Below are 19,557 nucleotides of genomic sequence, written 5' to 3' on the forward strand. Positions count from 1 at the left end.
ATTTTTAAAATATAGAATGATGTTATTCAAATTTTTATGGTATCCTATTTTTAGTAGACACAGCATCTAACAGAACCCCTTCTAATTATATAAGGCTAAAATGGTGCTTATTTAAAAGTCTAACCATTCACCTCTTTGGCGTCAAATTGTTTGAAAAAAAGCAGGGATAATTTCCTACGAAAAGGGTAACTCATTATCTGTATATGCATAAACCGGCAGCTGTACTGACATATGCGACAGCTCATCATCTTCCTCATTTTCATACCCGTTTTTATAATCTATCTGAACTCTGAATATCCTTGATTCTAGTTCAAACACACGGATATTCAAATCATTTACGCAATCGCCCAGTTCGCTTCATCCGGTATAATCACAGGCGTAATCTTTTTCCAATGCATATCGTGTTACAATGTCCCGGATTACTCTTAATTATTCACTTAGTGAAATGCTAATTCTGCGCCAAGGCCCGCTGTCAACGGTCTATAGAATTCCTTGCCATTATTGTTGATAGGGGTATATAAATTACTTTGTACAGGAAACCACTCAAGGGGAAACCCTCGCTCCTACTGCATTCGCCTTTCCTCTTTCCCGACAGACCTGGATAATCCAAACGGCAATGCTCTTCTGTGGTTTCTGATGTATCATAACATCTTCCAAATTTTTGACGAATGTGTCATATTCCATCTCGCAGTGATTCATTCTTCTCGTCCTGCATAATGATACTTTATATCTGCTTCCTTATTGCGTATTCAGCTGCATCCAAGAGAATCATGATGAAAAGCTTCATTGTATCTAACGTACGCTCCTGTAGAAATACATGTGAATTCCTATGGAACACCTCGTGGCTTAGTCGCGAGGTGTTTCCTTTGGTTCCATCACCCTCTGCTATGCACACCGCCTTTCATCAACAGCTCCTCAATGTCACGATCACTTTCCAGATCATAGTCGCCGATCAATTGCCCTGTATGATGATACCGTATCCTCGCCTCCTCATTGCGTTTTAAACAACGCATGATTTCTGCCGGTCCGCTTTTTTGCAGGCATTGATTAAAAACACGCACTCTTCTTTTCTTCAGCATATCCTCATCGCAGGGAAACTCGTCACACACATAACAGCCGTCCATTCCTTTTCTCAGGCAGCAGGCCAAAATACCGCACATATCCTTATGCTCACAGCCCCTCGCATGACAGCCTGGACAATCTGATTCCGAGCACACACAGCAGGCAAGACCGCAGTATGCCATTCCTCTATCCTCTCTCATAAAGCACCTCATTTCCTGCTTTATCATACCAAAAAAACTACGACAGCACTATGTCATAGTTTCCTGTTTATTTCTCATACTGCTTCAGCATTGCCCTGCAGTCTGCTTTTATGCGTTCCACCAGCTCCTCCGGCTCCAGCACCCGTACAGTATTTCCCATGCCGAGTAAGCTTGCATACCAGAAATGCTCCTGCTTTGGTACCTGCATGCAATACAGAAAGGATGTGTCCGCATATACCTCCATGATGGTTCCCTGAAAATATTCCAGCACTCTGCCTCTGGCCTCCGGTTGACAGTGCAGCTTGATCGTCCAGATAACCTGCGTATCCGTCTCATCCAGCTGCTTCAGAATTTCACGCAGACAGGGATGCTTACGATTTGTATGTTCAGCTTCCTGTAGCTGTTCCATCCGTACCAGCTTATACATCCGATAGGCCTGCTTATCCACATCCCAGCCGACCAGATACCAGGCATACCAGCGAAAAATCAGTGCCACCGCCTCGCAGAAGCGTTTTGTCTGCTTCCCCTGAGCGTCCGTATATTGAAAAGTAACGCTGTGCCTTGCGGCAATCACAGACTGTAATAGCCTGCGCTGTTCGATAGCCGTTTCATTCGCAACGGAAAAATCAAGCTGCACCCCCAAGGTGTCTTCCTCATGCTTTGGAAAAAGCAGCTTCGCGGTTTGTACCTCCTTATGCAGACCGGCACTCTCCATACTGTCCAGAGATGCCGCAATGATCGCGTGATCCTCTTCCTTTACCAGAGCCGCAGGCAGCTTGTATCCCTCCTGCAGCTCATAGCCTCCATTCACGCCGCTATACGCAATGATGGGGACACCTGCCATGGACAGGGTATCCATATCCCGCTGAATACAGCGCAGAGACACCTCAAAGGTATCCGCAAGACAGCGTCCGCTTGCCCGTTTGTGATTCAAGAGATACAGGGTTATCCCGTACAGACGATCTGCCTTCATCCTAAGCTATCCTGCACACATCCACCCATGAGGCCTGCGGAAGCAGTGTCTCCAGCTCCGCAATGGTCAGCCTGATTGCGGAATTCGGTGTACCGCAGGCAGGATATACAAAATCAAACCGCTTTAACGAAACATCCAGATATATGCGGGTATCCGCAGGTACACCAAACGGGCATACACCGCCGATGGCATGATTCGTATAGGCTTCCACCTCATCCCCCTTCAGCATTTTCGCCTTACAGCCGAAGGTTTCCTTATATGCATGATTGTCCACCCTGCAATCACCGGCAGATACCACGATAACAGCATGCTCCCTCACCATAAAGGAAAGCGATTTTGCGATGCGCTCCGGCTGTGTTCCAAGGGCCTGTGCCGCCTGTTCCACGGTCGCACTGGATGCGTCCAGCACCAGTATGTCCTGTTCCTTATGATACTGCTTCAGGTATGCTCTTGACTGTTCCATTGCCATTTTCTTATCCTCCTGATTTTCTAATACTCCACGCCCTTGCGTGCAGCTATGCCTTTTTGATAAGGATGCCTGTGTTCCACCATCTCCGTATGATAGTCACATATATCCAGCAGCTCCTGCGAGGGATTGCGGCCGGTGAGGATGATTTCCAAATCCCGGTGCTCCTGTAAAAAATGCAGGAGTTCTTCCTCCTTCAGCAGTCCCAGCTGTACAGCATCCAGAACCTCATCCAGAAAGATGCATGTGCATTCCTTTGCCCTGTCCTTTACCCATGCGAACAGTTCCTGTATGCCCTGTCTGGTTGCCAGCTGCTCCTGCTCCTGCATTTGAAAATAAAACCCCTGCGGCATTTGTGTCGCACGCACCTTTACACAGGATAAAGACTGCAAAGCACGCAGCTCCCCGCTTGTGCCATCCTTTAAAAACTGCGCTACCGCAACACGCCTTTCATATCCCGCCTGACGCAGAACCAGGCCGAAGCCGGCAGTCGTCTTTCCCTTTCCGTTTCCACTGTATATATGCAGCATACCGTACATCCTCCTTATGCCATCTCATCCGCTATTATACCATAGCTGTGCATATTGTGTAACGGTTTCAGCTATAAATGCAAATTTGTGAAACTTCGTGGTAAAAATGTGAAAGTTTTTCATGAAAATATTGATTTTATGTACAAAACAAGGTATCATCATAATATCATATAGAAAAGAGAGGTTAGTCTTATGAAGAAAAAATTATTGGGAGGACTTGCACTGGCACTGCTTCTTGCAGGATGTGGAAACAGTGGCGACAGCGACAAAGAAAAAACGGATGATGGAAAGAAGACATATAAAATCGGCATCATCCAGCAGATGGAGCATCCTGCGCTCGACAGTGCCAGAGAGGGACTGGAGAAATATCTGAAGGGTAAGAGTGATGCGAAGTTTGAGATTACGGTAAAAAATGCACAGGGGGACAACGGAACGGCAGATACGATTGCCAAGCAGTTTGTTTCCGATGATGTGGATCTGATTTATTCCATTGCGACCAACGCATCACAGGCTGCCGTAAATGCGACCGGTGGAACAGATATTCCGGTTGTATTCAATGCAGTAACGGATGGTGTGGAAGCAAAGCTGGTCACCAGCAATGAGAAGCCGGGCGGCAATGTTACCGGCGTCAGCGATGCCGCACCGCTGGAAAAGCAGCTGGAGATGATTCGTGAATTCCTGCCCGAAGCAAAGAAGATCGGTATGATCTACAATATCGGAGAAGTAAACGGTAAGCTTCAGGTGCAACAGGTGGAAAAGCTGGCTTCAAAATATAACTTTAAAATCGTCAAGAAAGGCGTCAGTGCTACTACAGAAATCGCAACCGCTGCAGAACAGCTGGCAGGCGATGTTGATTGTATTTATAATATTACCGACAATATGGTCGTTTCCGCTACTGCCTCCATTACAGATAAGGCAAATGCAAAGAATATTCCGGTATTTGCGGCTGAGGACGGGCAGATGAAGGCCGGGCTGCTGGCAAGTGATTCCATCAGCTATGAAAAGCTTGGAGAGCAGGCAGGCAGTGTTGCCTACGATATTCTTGTCAATGGTAAAAAAGCAGGCAATATCCCTGTGGAAACCGCAAAGGATACCACTCTGTATATCAACAAAAAGGTCGCAGAGCAGCTGGGTATTAAAATCCCGGATTCACTGGCAGAACGTGCAACGTTTGTAGAAGAATAAAGTAAGGTGTGAATACGTATGGATTTTATATTAGATGTTACGGCGCAGGGTCTGGCTTACAGTATCCTCGCCATCGGAGTCCTGCTGACCTATCAGGTTCTGGACTATGCAGATCTGACCGTTGAGGGCAGCTTTCCTCTCGGTGCTGCTGCGGGTGCCATGTGTGTAATGCATGGCATCAATCCGTTTCTTTCCCTGATTGTGGCATTTATTGCAGGACTTGCGGCCGGTTATGCGACCGGCTTCCTGCATGTTAAATTCGGTATCTCCAGCCTTTTAAGCGGTATTCTCGTCATGACGGGGCTGTATTCAATCAATCTGATTGTAGCCGGAGATATGAGCAACATTCCATTGTTTACCTATGACACGATTTTCTCCTACGGGGCGCTGCTTGGCAATTCCGCAGGAGGAGCACTGGGCACCTGGATCGTGAAGCTGTGGCCGATTTTCATCCTGCTGGTTCTCGTTTTATTCCTGAAGCTGCTGATGGACTGGTTTCTGGATACGAAATACGGCTTTCTTATGCGTATTGCAGGAGACAATCCGCAGTTGATTGCGACACTGGGAAAGGATATCGGACATATCAAAATGAACGGTCTTGCCATCTCCAACGGCTATGCCGCCGTGTCCGGTGCAGTGGTTTCTCAGTTTCTGAAATATTTTGATATCACGCTGGGTACCGGAATGATCGTTATGGGACTGGCTTCTGTCATCATGGGGCTGACGCTGTTCAAACGCTTTACATTCATCGGCTTCACAACAAGTGTAATTCTCGGTGCCATCACCTATCGGCTGACGATTGCGGCTGCCTTAAAGGTGGGTCTGCCGCCAAGCTATCTGAAGCTGATCATGGCTGTCATCTTTATCGCGGTGCTTGTTCTCGGCAATGGTGTGATGGGGAAATTCTTCCATCGCAAGGTTCAGGAATCGTGAGGTGAGAATATGCTGAAACTAGAACATGTAAAAAAGACCTTCAACAAGGGCAGTGCCAATGAGGTCATCCTGTACAGGGATTTGAATGTGGAAATCCACGACGGTGAATTTGTCACGATTATCGGTTCCAACGGCAGTGGAAAATCAACGTTTTTCAATGTTATCAGCGGGAATATCCGACAGGATGCAGGAAGTGTCTCCTTTAACGGAAAGGATGTTTCCCGTCTTCCTGAGCATAAACGCTCCCAGTTTATCGGACGTGTATTTCAGGACCCGCAGAAGGGAACCTCCCCTTCTCTGACAATATTGCAGAATATGGCAATGGCCTATCATAAGGGAAAAAGCTTTGGTCTTACAAAGGGAGTGGATAAGGCTTTGATTCCACTGTTTGAAAGAGAGCTTGCAGATATGCAGCTGGGGCTGGAAAGCAAGCTGCATGTCAGTGTCGGTTCCCTGTCCGGCGGACAAAGGCAGGCATTATCGTTATTGATGGCAACCCTGATTACACCGCAGCTTCTGCTGCTGGATGAGCATACGGCTGCCCTTGATCCGAAAACAAGCGATCTGATTATCCAGCTGACCAAGAAAATTGTGGAAGAAAAGAAAATGACTACCATCATGATCACCCACAACCTGAAGCATGCCATCACCTACGGGGATCGTCTGCTGATGTTTCACAAGGGGGAAATCATTATGGACATACCAAAAGAGGAAAAGAAACAGCTGACAGTGGAAAAGCTGATTGAGAAGTTTAATTCCCTGAATATGCTGGATGCTCTCGATGATGAGCTGGCATTCAGTGCACAATAGAATACGATAGCGATAGACTTTTGCGGGAACGTATCCTGGGGAAGTCTTTTTCCTGTCCGAAGGGGAGAATACCGGCTACAAATATCACACATAGCCGTGGAATGTGCACATGTTTCACTGCTTGCGCCAAGAAAAGAAAAACGTGCAGCCCTATTGACCTCACGTTTTCCCTGCAGTATTCAGCCGTTCTGTATGGAATCAGTTTCCACCTCGTATATCCGCTTTTCGCTCCGGCTTCAGTGATACCTTTTCAAAGATAAAATCTCCGCCGTCTCCCAGCGGGCTCTGCGCCACCAGACCGACCTTTAATTCTTCTTCCATTTCCATACGTAATATGCGATGCATCCTCCAGTGCACCCCATCCAGAGAATAATGAATCGCAAATATATGATCTTTGCGGCATAGCTGCAGCCATATGGAATCGCTGTCTGTTTCCACTCCATTGCAGTCATCTGAGGTTGTATCCGTTATAACAGATACAACAGCTCTGGTATGCAGATCGGTATACTCAAAGCAGGCCTTCACCCAGCGTGTTTCAGACTCCATTGCCATAAGAGCCGGTGCATCATAGGTGGAAAGAAAGCGCTGGGACACCTTTGCCTGCAGGACGAAATCCCCTTTCACCCGCTGATACAGAAAGGCTGCACTGGCATGAGCCTTTCCAGTAATCGGACTCACTACAAAGTCGCTTTTCGCGCTGGCATGCAGGATAACCGCTCCATCCTCCTGCCTATAGGATGCATCATTCATTGTTTCAAATATCATGTTTCCTCTCCTTTATTCGTTTCCATACGCTTCATCCCAGATTCCTCCTTCGCCTTCAGCCGGCATACATGATAGGCACGGTCTCTATGCTCGATATTTTTCTCATAATTCTTCTGGTAGATAACGGAATAAACAAGATCAAGCAGATATTGTGCAGATACATGAGAGGAAAAGGTTGTTATTTTCTGATAGGAGGATTCAAAGCCGCAAAGATACAGACGGCAGGTGGCAAAATAATGCAGTGTCTTATCGTGTCTGCTGGATAACAGCAGGACGGTTACCTTATTCTCATACAGCTGCTTTGCACATTCCTGCACATGATCGGAGATTCCCGCGTAGGAAAGTATGATTGCCACATCTCCCTGCTTGGCGGAGGCACAGTACAGACGCTGCTGCAGCAATTCCCCCGCGACATGGATATGCATGCCGATTTCCTCCATCTTGCGTGCAAAATTCTCCGCTGCCTGCAGATTGGTATTCGTCGTAAGAATATAGGTGAAGCGTGCCTGATAAATATGCTCTGCGAACGTTTCCAGCTGTGTGATATCAAGCAGCCGTATGGTTTCATCAATCGAGGTTTTATACAGACTGCCCAGTGTCTGAATCAGCTGTGCGGTGGATTCCTTTTCCGTAAAGGGGTAATCGTAATTCACCTCACTGGGACTGCTCAGCTTCTCGTTCAGCTCACTTGCCAGCTGAATGCGAAAGGCGGAAAAGCCCTCAAAGCCGAGCTTATGGCAGAAGCGATAGACACAGGAGGTACTGACTGCAGCTGCCTGTGCCAGCTGTGTGCCGTTCATATGTATGACCTCTATGCTGTTTTTTAGAATATAATCACACAGGGCCTGCTCGTTCACACTCCAGCTGCGGGTATTCTGTAAGGTTTCCCGTATATGCATACACATCCGTCCTTTCCTCTTTCGTGCTTTGACAATTTTTTTTCATATTTTCCGTTTTCCACAGCAAATCCGTGTCAACCTTTTTTTCAACCGTTCCCCTGTCTGTTTACAGGATAGGAGCTTCTGCGTTACACTGCATATGTCAAAAGGAGGACAATCTTATGTATAAACTGATCGTCTGCAGTGTCGATGATACACTGCTAACCAACAATCACACACTGAGCGAGGATACAAAGGAAGCACTGCTGCAGGCCCAGCAGGCCGGTGCACGTCTGGCTCTGATCTCACGCCGTTCTCCGCAAAATCTGAAAAAGATCGCAGAAAAACTGCAGATGAATACGTATAAGGGTTATATCGCCGCCTGTCACGGAGCCTTTCTGCAGGAAATGGGCAGTGAACGCGTACTGCGGAAGAAAGAGGTTTCGCTGAAGCTGGTGGATAGAATCAAGGCACTTGCCGAAGGACAGGATGTCACACTGTCGATTGTGGAAAACGGCTGTCTGTATGCGAGTGGCATTGACCCTTATGTACAGCTGGAGGCTTTACTGAACGATATGCGGCTGTGTCCCTGGGAGGCATTTGAGGACATCAGTGATACGGTATTGAAGCTCTATGTTACCGGAGAAAGCAGCGCCTTAAACGGCTTTATCAGCTGGATGCCGAAAACCCTGGAGGAAGAAATCAAGCTGATTCGCAGCGGCAGAAATATGTGCAGCATTGTCCATGGTGATGTGGATAAGGGAACCGCATTACAGTGTATTATGCAGGATATGGGCATTCAGAAGGAGGATGTGCTGTTGATTGCGGACAGTACCAATGACAAGGCGATGGCACCGTATGCAGGCTGTGTAAGCGTTATGGCGAATGCAGAGGATGAGGTGAGAAGGGATGCCGCCTTCCTTACGCACAGCAATGAATGTGATGGTATCGTACGGACACTGGAGGTACTGACACAGGATGTGGAGGTCATATAACAGCGGCAGTATGTAACAGCAATTGATAACACCAGACATAGAAACGGGAATTCTTTCAAAAGCAGTTGGAAAAGTTCCCGTTTTGTTTTATACTGAAGGAGATGTAACCGTTAACAAGTTATGGAGGAATGCTATGAGCAGATTAACGATTATGACCGCTACCAATGCGCAGCGGGTCATAGAAGATCTCTACAAGGATCTGGAACGAAGAATCATTGCCAGTCCGCCGGGCCTCTGTCCGGTTGATATGGCAAGTGCTTTTCTGAAGCTGTGTCATGCACAGACATGCGGGAAATGCGTGCCCTGCCGTATCGGTCTGGCACAGCTGCAGATGCTGCTGGAGGATGTACTGGAGGGAAGAGCTGCGCTTTCCACGATTGATCTGATTGAAAAGACTGCACAGAATATCTCATGGAGTGCGGACTGTGCAATCGGACAGGAGGCTGCCGACATGGTGCTGAAGGGTGTGCAGGGATTTCGGGATGATTATGAGGAGCATATCCTGCACGGACGCTGTACTGCCAGTCTGAATCAGCCGGTTCCCTGTGTATCCATGTGTCCGGCCGGTGTGGATATTCCCGGCTATATCGCATTGGTGAAGGAAGGAAGAAATGCCGATGCTGTCCGACTGATACGGAAGGATAATCCCTTCCCTGCCGTCTGTGCCTATATCTGTGAGCATCCGTGTGAAGCGCGATGCAGGAGAAACATGCTGGATGATTCCATCAATATCCGCGGTATCAAGCGCTATGCTGTCGATCATGCCGGCTATGTGCCGCCAGAGCCCTGTGCAAAATCTACCGGAAAGCGGATTGCCATTGTCGGCGGAGGACCCGGTGGTTTGAGCGCTGCATATTATCTGCAGCGAATGGGTCATCAGACAGTAGTTTATGAAAAACGAAAGTCTCTGGGAGGCATGCTGCGCTATGGAATCCCCAACTACCGGCTGCCCAGAGCACGCCTGGATGAGGAAATCGAAGTAATAAAAGCCGCAGGTGTGGAAATTCATACCGGTGTGGATATCGGTAAGGATATCGCCATGTGTGATCTGGATAAGGAATTTGATGCTGTTTATCTCGCCATCGGTGCACAGACAGATAAAAAAGTGGGTATTCCGGGAGAGGATGGAGAAAATGTCATTTCAGCGGTTACGATGCTGCGGAAAATCGGTGATGACATCATGCCGGACTTCAAGGGAAAACGCGTGCTCGTCATCGGTGGCGGAAATGTTGCCATGGATGTTGCCAGAAGCAGTAAGCGGCTTGGTGCAGCCTATGTGGGAATCGCCTATCGCAGACGACAGGAGGATATGACTGCCCTGCCGCAGGAGGTTGAGGGTGCACTCGCGGAGGGCTGTGAGCTATTGCCTTTACAGGCACCAACGCGCATTGAACTGGATGAGGAACAGAAGGTCGCGGCTTTATGGGTACAGCCGCAGATGATTTCTTCCTATCGCAAAGGACGTCCTTCACCCAAGCAGGCGGATACAGAGGAAAAACGGATACCCTGTGATATCGTCGTTGTGGCCATTGGTCAGGGTATAGAATCTCAGCATTTTGCGGAAGAGGGTGTCCCGATCCGCCATGGTGCTATCGACGCGCTGGATCATTCCGGTGTGGAAAACATGGAAGGCATATTTGCCGGGGGAGACTGTGTAACCGGTCCGGCTACCGTGATCCGTGCCATTGCGGCAGGTAAGGTTGCGGCTGCCAATATTGATGAGTATCTCGGCTATCATCATGCGATTGAATGCGATGTAATCATTCCTGCGGCGAATTATGCAGATCGTCCAAAATGCGGCCGTATACAGCTGAAGGAGCGACAGACCACCATACGAAATGCTGATTTTGAGCCGATTGAATATGGTATGAGCAGTGAGGAGGCACAGCAGGAATGCGGACGATGCCTGCGCTGCGACCATTACGGCTTCGGTGTATTCAAAGGAGGAAGAACGACAAAATGGTAACGATAACGATTGATCATCAGCAGATTGCCGTCGATGAGCAGCTGACAATTCTGGAAGCCGCAAAAGAGGCACATATCGAAATTCCTCATCTTTGTTATCTCAGGGATATCAATGAAATTGGCGCATGCCGTGTCTGCGTAGTAGAGCTTCAGGGTAAGGATAAGCTGGTCACCGCATGCAACACCGTAGTCCAGGAGGGGATGGTCATTTATACCAATTCCCCAAAGGTACGCTATGCACGCAGATGTAATGTGGAGCTTCTGCTTTCTCAGCATGACTGCGAATGCGCCTACTGTTCACGAAGCGGAAATTGTTCACTGCAGAAGATAAGCAACGACCTGGGCATCACTTCCCTTCCGTATGAAAAAAAGGTGATGTATACCCCATGGAATCAAAGCTTTCCTTTGATTCGGGAAAGCAACAAATGCATCAAGTGTATGCGCTGTATTCAGATATGCGACAAGGTACAGAACCTGCAGGTATGGGATGTGCAGAATACCGGCTCCCGTACAACAGTGAATGTATCCCTGAACCGCAGTATTGAAGAGGCGGAATGCAGCTTATGCGGACAGTGTATCACACATTGTCCGGTGAATGCCCTGCATGTGCGCGAAGACAGCGAGCGTGCCTTTGCGGCATTTAACGATCCGGATAAAATTACCATTGTGCAGATTGCTCCGGCTGTCCGTGCCGCCTGGGGGGAATCGCTCGGGCTGCGTCGGGAAGAGGCAACGATTGAAAAGCTGGGAGATGCCTTTCGCAGAATGGGTGCTGATTATGTTTTCGATACGGATTTTGCAGCGGATCTTACCATCATGGAGGAGGCCAGTGAATTTCTGGAACGACTGCACCATAATAAGGAGCAGGAAATGCCGATGTTCACCTCCTGCTGTCCGGGCTGGGTACGTTTTCTGAAATCGCAGTATCCGGATATGGTTTCCCATTTATCCACATCAAAATCACCGCATCAGATGTTTGGTGCTGTTACGAAAACATGGTTTGCGGAAAAGCTTGGTGTTGATCCATCGAGCATTTACAATATTTCTGTCATGCCATGTGTCGCAAAGAAGCATGAAATTGATATTCCGGTCATGAATGATTCCGGTTACCGTGATGTGGATGTCGTTTTGACAACCCGTGAGGTAGTCCGTATGATCCATGCCGAGCATATCGATGTCGGCTATCTGCAGGATCATCCACTGGATGACCCGCTTGGAACGGCCAGTGGAGCCGGTGTGATTTTCGGAGCTACCGGCGGTGTCATGGAAGCTGCCCTGCGCAGTGCCTATTATTTTGTGACCGGTGAAAATGCAGATGCGGATGCATTTGCGGATGTCCGCGGTATGGATGGCTGGAAGGAATCCACATTTGAAATACAGGGAATCCCGGTACGCTGTGCTATCGTCAGCGGACTCGGAAATACCCGCAGACTCATCGAGGCCATGCGCAGGAAGGAAGTAGCCTATGATTTCATCGAGGTTATGGCTTGTCCGGGCGGCTGCAGCGGCGGAGGCGGACAGCCGATCCATGACGGGGAGGAGCTTGCGGCTGAGCGTGCCGATACGCTGTATCATCTGGATCGCAACGCCAAGCTTCGCTATTCGCATGAAAATCCCTCCATTCATGCTTTGTATGACGAATATCTAGGAAAGCCGCTTTCAGAGCTAGCGGAGAAGCTGCTGCATACCGATCATGAAGCCTGGCAGATGCCGCATACAGAACGTTAAATAACAGCTGTCCAAGCAGAAAGAGAATACAGCCTCTCATTGTGAAGTTCTCTTATAACAGCAGACAAAGCAACGTATAAAGGCATGGAATCCAGTGGATGATTCTGTGCCTTTCCATTTCATACACGTACCTTCGTGCAGAGAAAGCTGCCCTGCCAGTAGGTCAATTGCAGGTGGTCATAGAGGAAGCATCATTGAAGTAATCCATCATCCTATGCAAAACCACGCATACTTCTTTCATTTTCCCCAAACCTTACGTATAATAAAGGTAATAAAACGGAGATGATACCATGACAGAAGTTCTTCAAAAGCAAGCAGCAACGCTCTATAAGCTTCCACGCTTTCGCACTGCATTTCATAACGTCATTCTATACTCACTGCGCAGCAACGGGTATTATGACTACCGCTATATCAGCAGAAGCATCACCCGCGCAGATGTTCTGGCTGCGGACACCCCTGCTTCACAGCTGCAATATCTTACCGAGATATCCGATCAGACACTGCTGCACTACACCTTAAAGCACGCGGCGGTGATGGAGAAACGCCATCTGCTGCTGCTGGAGCTGTTGAGACAGGCAGGGTATGAAAAAGACATAGCGGTTAAGGATGCTGTTCTATATGAGAAGGATGCTGTGCAGCTAGTGGAAATCACCTCCCTTCCGCAATATCTGGAAACCATCCTACAGTATCGTAGGGCGCATATTTCCTTCTATTTCCGCGGACATCAGAATATGAATTATAAGATGACTCCCTCCCTGTTTCGCAGCCCGGAAACAGCTGAACGTGAGGATGCCATCTATAAACAGACACTGATTGAATATCCGATGGATTTTTATAACAGCAGAAGCCATTTTGAAAAGCTTGTAAAAATGCAGCACTATCAAATCTGTACCCGCCTGCTCGACCTAACGACCAATCCTCTTGTGGCACTGTTTTTCGCCTGTGAGGATGCCACAAGGGATACTGGACAGGTTCTCGTATTTGAGAGCAGGGAAGCCCCGTTGTTTCCGGACAGTGATAAGGTCTGTATGCTTTCCAGTCTGGGCTTTTTGAAAGAGGATGTCCGAAAAGCATTACGTGAGGAAGATGCAGAAGCATTTTCCGGAAGCGTGAGTGCCGCAATGCTCCTGCATGAAATTCAGCGGGAATTACCGGCCTTTCAGCCCTATATAAAGCAGCGTGACCTACGGCAGGTTTTGCTTGTGCAGGCAGCCATGGATAACATTCGCATACAGCGCCAAAACGGCTTGTTCTTCCTGTGTGGAAACTATGCAAGCGATGATGAGGAACTGCAGAGCGTCCTGCGGAATAAGCTGCTGCACCATGAGGGGAAACAGATGGTCTTTTACATCAAAAAGAAGGAACAGCTGCTGGAGGAGCTGAAGCTGGTACATATGTCACATAAAGACCTGTATGGTAATCTGCAGGAAGCTGCATGGGATATCATGCACAGCGCTCGGTAGAATTGGAGAAGTTATGGAAACCTATAAAATTTCACAGATAGCAAAACTGCTTGGATTGAGCAGTGACACGATTCGCTTTTATGAAAAAAAGGGTCTGGTACACCCTTCTGTGAATCCGGACAACCAATATCGGGAATATGATCTGGATAATATTCTGGAGCTGCTGGATATCATATATTACCGGCATCTGGATATATCCTTACAGGATATTCAGTCCATCTGCACCAGCAGAAGCAGGGAAAATATGTATGAGCTGCTGTTGAAAAAGAAACAGGAAACGGAAGAAAAAATACGGTATGAGCAGCAGCTTCTGAAAAAGCTCACCTGCATATCCGAGACATATCAAAGAGTGGAATCCAATCAGAACATCTGCAGTATCAAAGCCTTTCCGGCATCTGTCATTCTGTTTGAAAGTGAAAAAACAAGTGATTTTTTCACACAGCAGATTGCCCATCTGACACAGGATCAGTTTGTCTTCTGCTCTCTGTTTAAAACCTATCATATCGACAACTGTGACATACAGCCGAGAAAAACCATCATTGCACTGGAACAGGATATCATGGAGGAGCTGCACATGGACTACCCGCAGGCACAGCTGATAAAAGCGCATAAGCAGCCATGTGTGTTCCTTGTGATCCACATGCTTCACAGTCAGATTCACCCTGAGGATATTGCACCGCTGCTCACCTATGCCGCAAAGCAGAAGCTAACCCTGCAGAATACCCTGTATCTGCGGGAGATACCCCTTACCAGCTATCAGGATGATCAGAATTATTATGCAGAGCTGTATATTCCCATATGTGAGGACTAAATCCTCATTTTTTTATGATTTTTCCTTGACCTTGGAGCTGCTTCAGGGTTTATACTTACATCCGCACGGAGGTGAAGTCAAAATGAAAAAAGATTATATACACAAGCAGTTCTGGAACTATGTGCTTCCTTCCATGTTCACAATGCTGTTAAGCGGCTTCTATGCGATTGTGGATGGGTTGTTTGTAGGGAATGCAGTGGGGGATACTGCTCTGGGGGCTATCAACCTCGCTTATCCGATACAGGTAATATTAAATGCTACAGCAATCGGACTGGGTATCGGAGGCTCTGTTGTGATGTCACGCAGCCGCGGTGATGGAAAAGAGGACAAGGCACGCCATGCCATGGGATCGACACTGGCACTGCTGCTTGTCTGTGGAATCATTTTGTCTGTAGGACTGCTTGCACTGCACCCGATGCTGCTGCGTATGCTGGGAGCGAAGGGAGCCATGTATGCACAGGCCCGCTCCTATATCATAGTTGTACTTATGGGGGGACTGCTCCCTGTTCTTGGCAACGGATTGAATCCACTGCTGCGCAATTACGGGAAAACCTTTCTGGCAACGGCAATCATGAGCAGCGGACTGATTACGAATATCATCCTCGATTATTTATTTGTCTTCCGTTTTCATATGGGACTGGCAGGTGCGGCTTGGGCAACCATCACTGCACAGGGTGTCGTCGCTGTCCTTACGCTGCTCTATATGTATGCCAGAGAACTTAAAAGCTATTCCCGAAAGGATATTGTGCCGGACGTACCGCTTGTGCAATCCATCGTCCGCATCGGACTTTCCCCCTTCGGACAGACAATGGCACCTTCTCTTGTTATCGTATTAACCAACTGGATGTGTCTGCGTTATGGCGGTGATGCAGCGGTTACCATTTATTCTGTGGTTTCCTATGTACTGTGCAGTGCACAGCTACTGCTTCAGGGAATCGGCGACGGTGTACAGCCTTTGATCAGCTTTTATTACGGTGCCAAAAAGGAGGATAAGATTCATATTCTGTATCGAAAAGCCTTTTTTGTAACGATTGCGGTTTCTCTGATTCTCTGTATAGCGGTAGTCCTCTTCCTGAATCCGCTGACCGCTCTGTTTGGAATCAGCGATGCCATCTTTGAAGGAGCGAAGACTGCTATTTTGATCACTACGGTGTCTTTTCCCTTTCTCGGCATTACCAGAGTTACATCAGCCATTTTTTATGCGACAGAAAAAACACGAAATTCCACTTTTCTGGTCTACATGGAGCCCTGCTTACTATTGCCCTTAAGTCTGTTTGCTTTATCCTTCCTGTTTCAGCTGAACGGAATCTGGATGGCCTACCCTGCAGCACAGCTGATTCTTTGCGGAATCGCCCTGTTTATGAAAAATCCCCTGCACGCACCTGCCGCACTGCCGCAGACACAGGAACAGACGCTGTGTTAACGCGAACCGCCCCAGAATTACAGACGACGGAATGCTGTATTTGCGTGCTTTCTGTAATACAATTATTAAGATGCAGCACAATGTAATAAAGCACGGTATGACGCTGTTGTATCTAACTCGTATTACGACATGCAATACACAAATAAAATAGAAGAAGTAAATTCCAATGCGGTTCTTACTCATGGAGAAAATCAAAAAAGGAGAATTCAGCGCTATTATCTTTCATAGATAAGTTTGAATTCTCTTTTTGCAAACGCCCTGAAAATAACATGATGCAGGAGCTTTATTACTTTCCTCATTTTTTCAGGTTTTCCCTTATTTCTTTACTCGATTTTCTCAGGTTTAGCAACTTCCCTTATTAGGGAAGAATTCAGCTGTGTATATCGGCTTTTTCTTTATAAAATAATTGTCTCCATATTACGATTAACGCTTGATCGCAGCTATGAGCAGCATCATCGGTCTGCGCATTTCATCACGCATACCTTCAATATCCAGCATATGCTCCGGAGGCTGCGGCTCTATGATGTGCTGAAGCTCAAAGCCATTGCACAGCAGTGTATCGAGATAGGTGGTTAGCGTACGATGGTATTTAACCACTCTTTCCCCCAGAAAGTTCGCCTCCCGCTTTCCTTCGTAATAATAATTATCCACAGGAAAATGCAGGATTTCCCCATTCTCAGCATAATACCAGTCCTGCGTACCATAGGCTGTGAAAACCGGATGCTCAACCGAGAAGACAAAGCTTCCTTTCGGTGTCAGCCATGTGGAAATAGCGGCTGCAAGCTGTTTAAAATCCTTTACATAATGAAATGCCAGAGAGCTGATAACCACATCAAAGGATGCCTTGGAAAATTGCAGATCCTCCATTGCACTGCATTGATAGGTGATAGCGTAATCTCTGCTTTTTTCTTCCGCAACTGCCAGCATTTTCTTTGAAATATCCACACCATGCACGGATGCAGCTTTCTGCTGTGCAGCATATATACAGTGCCAGCCATAGCCGCATCCAAGATCAAGAACGCGTTTACCTTCGAAATCCGGAAGCAGTTGTTTCAGCTGTGACCATTCACCGGCTCCCTCCAGTCCCTGAACAGAACGGTTCATTTCCTTATATTTATTGAAAAATACATCGTCGTCATATTTATTTTCTTTCATATTCATGTCCTCCCATGCGAATTATGCATTGCTTATCTGATTGGAATTCACATGGGTCTATGCAATCTTCTGTCCAAGGATGCCTTTTCTCACAGGTCAACACTCCTTCCTGAAACCATATATTTCTGTATTAAGTATAGCATATGGCATCAAATCCTGCCATCCTGTAAACGCTGTATTTCCATAAGAGAAAAGATAAAAGGGCCGCAGGCACCAGCCAAATTCTCATAAATCAGAAGCATTACACTGCTCATAGCACAGCATCTATTTGCAGCTTTATCAATGAATCACAGCGCAAAAAGAAAAAGCCTTCTGCAGACTGCAGAAAGCCGTATTCTTTCCTATCTCTCGTTGTTCAGACTGGAGAAGAAGGAAAGCTGATAAATACCACAGATACCTACCAGAATATAAACAGCTCTGGAAAGAATCGATCCGGTACCAAACAGCATATCTACCAGGTTGAAATCAAAGAGTCCAATCAGACCCCAGTTGACACAGCCGATAATACTGATAATCAAAACGATATAATTTATGACTTTCATATACATCCTCCTTGCTATTTAGTCTGGACATTTTCCATCGGTTTATACCGTGATCTTTTCGACGAAAGACAGAAGAGATGCTATAATAAAAAGAGAGGAGTGTTATTTATGAATATCCCGCTATGTGTAAAGGACAGCTCCGTTCGAATATTGTTTACAGAGGGCAGAGACAGACGAATGATGGAGGCAGCGATACGGCTTTATAACGAACAGATTCTCACTCCGCTGCTGTATGGAGATACCCGGCAGCTATATGAGCAGGCAGAGGCATATGGTCTTTCTCTCACCGGAATTCAGATTGTAGATCCAAAGCGGTTTACACAGCGTGAGGACATGATTCGCCGCATGCTGGAGCTGCGTAAGGGAAAAACAGATGAACAAACATGCCGGGAATGGCTGAAAAAGGATACGTATTTCTGTACGATGTATGTTGAGCTGGGATATGCCGACGGACTGCTCGGTGGTTCTGCCAATTCTACTGCCGATACCCTACGTCCGATTATGCAGCTGATTAAAACACGCATGCCGCATACCATCGTCTCCAGCTGTTTTCTTATGAGCAGAAGGGATGAGCATTATATTTTCGCAGATTGCTCTTTAAACCGAAATCCCAACACGGATGAGCTGGTGGAAATCGCATTGCAGGCAGCGGAGAGTGCAAAGACCTTTCAGCTGGAGCCAAAGGTAGCCCTGCTTTCCTATTCCACACATGGAAGCGGGAGCGGAACAGATGTTGATACTGTACGTGAAGCCGCACAGCGATTACAGCGCATGCCGCTGGATTATGATGTGGATGGCGAGCTGCAGGTGGATTGCGCATTGTCCAGACGGGTAGCTGAGCTGAAGGCAGTGGATTCCACAGTCGGAGGAAATGCCAATGTTTTGATTTTTCCGGACTTGAATGCAGGCAACATCGGATATAAGCTGGTCGCCAATCTGGGTGGATTTGAAGCACTTGGTCCGATTCTGCAGGGTGTACGGCTGCCGATGAATGATCTTTCACGCAGCGCAACAACAGAAGAGATTTATAAAATGGCAATCATTACCGCCATGCAGAAGGAAGCAGGAAACAAGATGAGGAGGCATGGAAATGCAGACAGCATCGATTTGGGAATTTAAGGGGTATACCATGCGCTCATCGCGGATTGAGGATAAAGACGCATATTATTTAGCCGGATTCACAGAATGTGACAGCGAGGTTGCACGTATGACCGGCAGTAAAATGCACTACAGCAAAGAGGAGGTGGATGCATATTTTGTAAACTGTCTCAACGATTCCACACGATATGATTTTCTGATATTTGATCCGCAGGGCAGCCTGATCGGTGAGAGCGTAATCAATGAAATTGATGAGCAGGCACGTTCTGCAAATTTCAGAATCTGTATTTTTAAAAGCAAAAACTGCGGAAAGGGAATCGGCAGCTGGGCGATTCAAACAACAAGAGATTTCGCCTTTTGCGAGCGAAAGCTGCACAGACTTTCACTGGATGTGTTCTCATTCAATATACGGGCCAAAAAAGCCTATGAGAAAGCAGGGTTCCGCGTGGAGGGCATTCTGCGGGATGCCATTTGGGATAACGGTGTATATGCCGACGATATCCTGATGTCCATATTGGAGGAGGAATGGAAACAAATCGCATAAACAATCACTGGAATTGATAAAAGGTATCCGC

General features: G+C 47.3%; 19 protein-coding genes. 11 read left to right on the top strand and 8 right to left on the bottom strand.

The window, feature by feature from the left end; all coding sequences use genetic code 11:
* Positions 1-875: 875 nt before the first annotated feature.
* The 4 genes from KSZ58_RS05135 to KSZ58_RS05150 form a co-directional block, all read right to left on the bottom strand.
* Positions 876-1,262 (bottom strand): DUF3795 domain-containing protein, encoded by a 387-nt coding sequence (locus tag KSZ58_RS05135; RefSeq protein ID WP_009270594.1) that lies wholly within the window; start codon positions 1,260-1,262, stop codon positions 876-878.
* A gap of 67 nt (positions 1,263-1,329) precedes the next feature.
* Positions 1,330-2,235, bottom strand: coding sequence for a YafY family protein (locus KSZ58_RS05140; protein ID WP_217752629.1), 906 nt, complete (start codon positions 2,233-2,235; stop codon positions 1,330-1,332).
* Position 2,236: 1 nt separating this feature from the next.
* Entirely contained in the window at positions 2,237-2,704 is a 468-nt protein-coding gene (locus tag KSZ58_RS05145) for a YbaK/EbsC family protein (RefSeq protein WP_217752630.1), read from the bottom strand.
* A gap of 20 nt (positions 2,705-2,724) precedes the next feature.
* The gene (locus KSZ58_RS05150) at positions 2,725-3,231 is read right to left on the bottom strand and encodes a cob(I)yrinic acid a,c-diamide adenosyltransferase (RefSeq protein ID WP_217752631.1); all 507 of its coding nucleotides are present in this window, start codon (positions 3,229-3,231) and stop codon (positions 2,725-2,727) included.
* A gap of 192 nt (positions 3,232-3,423) precedes the next feature.
* On the opposite strand from KSZ58_RS05150, the gene KSZ58_RS05155 reads away from it, so the two are divergent.
* From KSZ58_RS05155 to KSZ58_RS05165, 3 genes are read left to right on the top strand one after another with little or no spacing between them, the layout of a single operon-like run.
* Complete coding sequence (locus KSZ58_RS05155; RefSeq protein WP_217752632.1) at positions 3,424-4,416, top strand: ABC transporter substrate-binding protein; 993 nt, start codon at positions 3,424-3,426, stop codon at positions 4,414-4,416.
* A gap of 18 nt (positions 4,417-4,434) precedes the next feature.
* A complete protein-coding gene (locus tag KSZ58_RS05160) occupies positions 4,435-5,349 on the top strand; it encodes an ABC transporter permease (RefSeq protein WP_008816635.1) in 915 nt (304 codons plus the stop codon).
* A gap of 9 nt (positions 5,350-5,358) precedes the next feature.
* Positions 5,359-6,159: an ABC transporter ATP-binding protein gene (locus KSZ58_RS05165; protein ID WP_008816634.1), complete on the top strand. Its 801-nt coding sequence runs from the start codon at positions 5,359-5,361 to the stop codon at positions 6,157-6,159.
* Positions 6,160-6,357: 198 nt separating this feature from the next.
* On the opposite strand, the gene KSZ58_RS05170 is transcribed toward KSZ58_RS05165, so the two are convergent.
* Both KSZ58_RS05170 and KSZ58_RS05175 read right to left on the bottom strand, forming a co-directional pair.
* The gene (locus KSZ58_RS05170) at positions 6,358-6,924 is read right to left on the bottom strand and encodes a DUF1349 domain-containing protein (protein WP_009270596.1); all 567 of its coding nucleotides are present in this window, start codon (positions 6,922-6,924) and stop codon (positions 6,358-6,360) included.
* Entirely contained in the window at positions 6,921-7,823 is a 903-nt protein-coding gene (locus KSZ58_RS05175; RefSeq protein WP_227761442.1) for a MurR/RpiR family transcriptional regulator, read from the bottom strand. Before KSZ58_RS05175 ends, KSZ58_RS05170 begins: the two co-directional genes overlap by 4 nt.
* A 161-nt stretch (positions 7,824-7,984) precedes the next feature.
* Here KSZ58_RS05175 and KSZ58_RS05180 point away from each other — a divergent pair, with 161 nt between their 5' ends.
* From KSZ58_RS05180 to KSZ58_RS05205, 6 genes are all read left to right on the top strand, one after another.
* On the top strand, positions 7,985-8,797 hold the full coding sequence (locus KSZ58_RS05180; protein WP_009270598.1) for an HAD hydrolase family protein: 813 nt from the start codon (positions 7,985-7,987) through the stop codon (positions 8,795-8,797).
* 133 nt (positions 8,798-8,930) lie between these two features.
* Entirely contained in the window at positions 8,931-10,763 is a 1,833-nt protein-coding gene (locus KSZ58_RS05185; RefSeq protein ID WP_009270599.1) for an NAD(P)-binding protein, read from the top strand.
* Positions 10,757-12,490: a [FeFe] hydrogenase, group A gene (locus KSZ58_RS05190; RefSeq protein WP_008816628.1), complete on the top strand. Its 1,734-nt coding sequence runs from the start codon at positions 10,757-10,759 to the stop codon at positions 12,488-12,490. The genes KSZ58_RS05185 and KSZ58_RS05190 overlap by 7 nt, the downstream gene beginning before the upstream one ends.
* A gap of 290 nt (positions 12,491-12,780) precedes the next feature.
* Positions 12,781-13,953: an FRG domain-containing protein gene (locus KSZ58_RS05195; protein WP_009270600.1), complete on the top strand. Its 1,173-nt coding sequence runs from the start codon at positions 12,781-12,783 to the stop codon at positions 13,951-13,953.
* A gap of 13 nt (positions 13,954-13,966) precedes the next feature.
* Positions 13,967-14,764, top strand: coding sequence for a MerR family transcriptional regulator (locus KSZ58_RS05200; protein ID WP_009588833.1), 798 nt, complete (start codon positions 13,967-13,969; stop codon positions 14,762-14,764).
* A gap of 82 nt (positions 14,765-14,846) precedes the next feature.
* On the top strand, positions 14,847-16,187 hold the full coding sequence (locus KSZ58_RS05205) for an MATE family efflux transporter (RefSeq protein ID WP_008816625.1): 1,341 nt from the start codon (positions 14,847-14,849) through the stop codon (positions 16,185-16,187).
* A gap of 423 nt (positions 16,188-16,610) precedes the next feature.
* Here the strand turns inward: KSZ58_RS05205 and KSZ58_RS05210 are convergent, their stop codons facing one another.
* Both KSZ58_RS05210 and KSZ58_RS05215 read right to left on the bottom strand, forming a co-directional pair.
* Positions 16,611-17,342, bottom strand: coding sequence for a bifunctional 2-polyprenyl-6-hydroxyphenol methylase/3-demethylubiquinol 3-O-methyltransferase UbiG (locus KSZ58_RS05210; protein ID WP_009270601.1), 732 nt, complete (start codon positions 17,340-17,342; stop codon positions 16,611-16,613).
* Positions 17,343-17,683: 341 nt separating this feature from the next.
* Positions 17,684-17,884, bottom strand: a complete 201-nt coding sequence (locus KSZ58_RS05215) for a DUF378 domain-containing protein (protein WP_002605892.1) — start codon at positions 17,882-17,884, stop codon at positions 17,684-17,686.
* A gap of 108 nt (positions 17,885-17,992) precedes the next feature.
* Here KSZ58_RS05215 and pta point away from each other — a divergent pair, with 108 nt between their 5' ends.
* Both pta and KSZ58_RS05225 read left to right on the top strand, forming a co-directional pair.
* The gene (gene pta / locus KSZ58_RS05220) at positions 17,993-19,003 is read left to right on the top strand and encodes a phosphate acetyltransferase (protein ID WP_009270602.1); all 1,011 of its coding nucleotides are present in this window, start codon (positions 17,993-17,995) and stop codon (positions 19,001-19,003) included.
* Positions 18,975-19,526 carry a GNAT family N-acetyltransferase gene (locus KSZ58_RS05225; protein ID WP_002605894.1) on the top strand — a complete coding sequence of 184 codons (552 nt, stop codon included), beginning with the start codon at positions 18,975-18,977 and terminating at the stop codon, positions 19,524-19,526. The genes pta and KSZ58_RS05225 overlap by 29 nt, the downstream gene beginning before the upstream one ends.
* The last annotated feature ends 31 nt before the right edge of the window (positions 19,527-19,557 follow it).

Origin of the sequence: Erysipelatoclostridium sp. DFI.2.3 (genome assembly GCF_019132535.1) — a bacterium.
Lineage (GTDB): Bacteria > Bacillota_I > Bacilli_A > Erysipelotrichales > Erysipelotrichaceae > Clostridium_AQ > Clostridium_AQ innocuum.